1 protein-coding gene is annotated in these 584 nt (G+C 58.2%); it reads right to left on the bottom strand.

From position 1 onward, the window contains the following. Window positions 1-90 precede the first annotated feature (90 nt). On the bottom strand, window positions 91-584 hold a 494-nt coding region (locus J8I34_RS34325; protein WP_305826476.1), incomplete at its 5' end, for a group II intron maturase-specific domain-containing protein.

Raw genomic sequence — 584 nt, 5'->3', positions numbered from 1 at the left:
ACCTGGTCGGGTAGCAGTAGCGCATTGCTGCGCCACCGCCCCCTAAGAACCGGACGTGCGAGTCACCCCGCATCCGGCTCAAGCCACTCTTCAGCACCATGGTGTGGCACCGAACAACTTGACAGAACGTTTCGCGGTTCGACGGCGGGAGAAATAGCTAGCCCACGCCGGATCGAACGGGGTGGCCAGTCCTCGGATTTTGACGTGTCTCGTAATCGGGATCGTCATTGCGCGGAAGAGCCGAAGTCTGCTGGTACCGCTGTCAGCCGAACCCTTCGTTGCAAAGTCCCAGGACCGGTGTCCATCAGCCTGGAAGTATCTCTTCCTGACCCACCGTGCTCCTTTATTGGGATGTCGACGCCTGGCCCAATTCCAGAGCAGATGCCAGATGTGTGAGTCGATCAATGAGAAGCTTGCTTTCGCCACGACGTGACGGTGATACATGGTCCATCCCCGGATGACCGGGTTCAGCTTCTGTATCAATGCCTCCTGCGTGACGCTCGCGTTGCCTTTGATGATCTCCCTGACCTTGGTGAGCAGCGCTTTGACGCTTTTCTTCGCTGGCTTGATCAGCAGCTTGCCCG

Source organism: Cupriavidus phytohabitans (assembly GCF_017815025.1).
In the GTDB taxonomy this organism is placed as follows: Bacteria; Pseudomonadota; Gammaproteobacteria; order Burkholderiales; family Burkholderiaceae; genus Cupriavidus.
The sequence above is the reverse complement of the archived record's forward strand: the minus strand, read 5'-3'. Positions and strand labels throughout refer to the sequence as shown.